Source organism: Halomonas sp. 707D4 (genome assembly GCF_024158685.1).
GTDB lineage: Bacteria > Pseudomonadota > Gammaproteobacteria > Pseudomonadales > Halomonadaceae > Vreelandella.
Genome location: NZ_JAMZBD010000457.1, coordinates 1 through 2,421, shown reverse-complemented (window position 1 = coordinate 2,421; position 2,421 = coordinate 1). Strand labels below are relative to the sequence as shown.

The following is a 2,421-nucleotide window of genomic DNA, read 5'->3' as shown; positions in this document are numbered from 1 at the left end:
TTCCTGGAGGTCTCGAGAAAGCTCACCCAGCGCGACGAGCTCGACGAGCACCTGGCCGGCGCCTTGGTGCTGGCTTCCACGCTCGCTCTGGAGGGCTTCGGTGAGCGGCTCGCACGCCTCAAGGCGCTGCTCGACGAGCGCCCGGCACTTCTGGAGCGCTCGCCGCTGGACTTCGGCGACGACTTCACCGACCAGGAGACGACGGCGCGTCAGGTGCTCGGCGGCTGGTACACCGGTGTGGTGGGCAGCGGCGATCAGGCGATCTACGTCACCTACCTCAACGCCCTTGCCAACCGGGTCGTCGCCGACAAGCTGGTCCCCCCGAGCTTCTCCTACGGCCCCTGCGGCAGCTGGCGCCATGCGCCTTGAAGGGCTGTCGACCATGACAACGCGGCCATGCTCTCCAGGCCGCCAAGACCGTCGCTTTGAAACAACGAGATATCCCCATGAGTAACGAACAAGTCGTCGACGTCGTCGTGGTCGGCGCAGGCATCTGCGGGTCCCTGCTCGCTACCCGCCTGGCGCGCGCCGGGCGCTCCGTGCTGCTGCTAGAGTCCGGCCCGCGCAAGGGCCGCGGCGAGCTGGTCCAGAACTACCGCGAGTCGGCGTTCAAGTCCGATTTCATGGCGCCGTACCCCTACTCCGAGATGGCGCCGCACCCGCGCTTTTCGCCCACGCCCAACGATTACCTGGAGCAGGCCGGCCCCCACGCCTACCAGGCGCAGTACATCCGCATGCTGGGCGGCACCTCCTGGCACTGGGCGGCGCAGATGTGGCGCTACGTGCCCAACGATTTTCGCACCCAGAGCCTTTACGGCGTCGGCGTCGACTGGCCGATCGGCTACGACGACCTGGAGGAGTACTACTACCAGGTAGAGGTGATCACCGGCGTTGGCGGCGAGCCGGACAACGGTTCGCCACGCTCCAAACCCTTCCCCATGGAGCGGGTGCCGGCCTCCTACCTGCAGCAACGGGTCACCGAGCGGCTGGCGCCCGAGTATCGCGTCATCGACGACTCCACCGCGCGCAACAGCAGAAGCTACGGCGGCCGTCCGGCGTGCTGCGGCAACAACAACTGCATGCCGATCTGCCCGATCGACGCCCAGTACCACGGTGGGCTCGCCGCCCAGGAAGCCGAGGCCGAAGGCGTCGAGATCGTCACCGAAGCGGTGGTCTACCGTCTCGAACACGATAGTCAGGGCCGCATCAGCGCGGTGCACTACTACGACTGGGACAAGACCAGCCACAAGGTGACCGCGCAGACCGTGGTGCTCGCCGCCAACGCCATCGAGACGCCCAAGCTTCTGCTGATGTCGACCAGCGACACCTTCGCAGACGGCATCGCCAACGCCCGCGACAACGTCGGGCGCAACCTGTGCGATCACCCGGCGATCAGCGTGAGCTTCGATGTCGACGAGCCGGTCTGGCCCGGCCGTGGCCCGGTCAGCCCGTGCTCGATCGGCGACTTCCGCGACGGCGATTTCAGGGCCGAGCACGCACCGTTTCGCCTCGACATCTCCAACGGCTCCAAGGTCGCCTCGGTCACCAAGGAGCTTCTGGCCGAGGGCTACCACGGCCGCGCGCTCGACGAGCAGGTGCGCTACCGCGCCGCCCGGCGCCTGGCGCTCAAGAACGCCATGGAGCAGTTGCCGGACCCGGAGAACCGCGTCACCCTGAGCGACCAGCGCGACGCCCTGGGCCTGCCCACGCCGCGCATGTACTGGAACGTGGGCGAGTACGAGCGCCGTGGCACCGAGGTGACCCGCGAGCACTACGACCGCATCGCCGAGATGCTCGGCGCCACCAATATCAAGCACAGCAAGGAAGGCGCGTTCTCCAACCGCCAGCACATCACCGGCACGCTCTCCATGGGCAACGATCCGGCCACCAGCGTCACCGACCAGTGGGGCCGCGCCCACGACCACGAGAACCTGTTCATGGTCGGCACCGGCGTGATGCCCACGGTGGGCACCTGCAACGTCACCCTGACCGCGGCGGCCCTGGCGCTGCGCACCGCGGATCGCATCCTGGAGGAGACGCAGCATGGTTAAGCCTCTCTGCAAGCCCCGGTGGTACGAGGCATCACGGCATAAGGCCCTGCTGCTGGCGCTGGCCCCGTGGATCGCCGGCGCCGCACTCGCCCAGGCCGACACGCCGAGCCGCGAGCTCATCCAGCGCGGCGAGGCGGTCTCCATCGCCGGCGACTGCGTGGCCTGCCACTCGGAGCCGGGGCGTCCCGCCTACAGCGGCGGCCATCCGATCAAGAGCCCGCTGGGCACGATCTACTCCACCAACATCACGCCCTCGACTGACGCGGGCATCGGCGACTACTCCCTCGAGCAGTTCTCGGATGCGCTGCGCCGGGGCGTGCGCGCCGACGGCCGCCAGCTCTACCCGGCGATGCCCTACACCGCCTACGCC

Annotated in this window: 2 protein-coding genes and 1 pseudogene; all 3 read left to right on the top strand. The window is 68.4% G+C overall.

Going from position 1 to position 2,421, the window contains the following annotated elements:
* A partial coding sequence (locus tag BIS11_RS15195) for a sorbitol dehydrogenase family protein (RefSeq protein ID WP_253586456.1) occupies positions 1 to 369 on the top strand: 369 nt, incomplete at its 5' end.
* A 77-nt stretch (positions 370 to 446) separates the two neighbouring features.
* On the top strand, positions 447 to 2,051 hold the full coding sequence (locus BIS11_RS15190) for a GMC family oxidoreductase (protein ID WP_253586455.1): 1,605 nt from the start codon (positions 447 to 449) through the stop codon (positions 2,049 to 2,051).
* Positions 2,044 to 2,421, top strand: a pseudogene (locus BIS11_RS15185) (aldehyde oxidase); the annotation flags it as partial. The gene BIS11_RS15190 and the pseudogene BIS11_RS15185, both read left to right, overlap by 8 nt.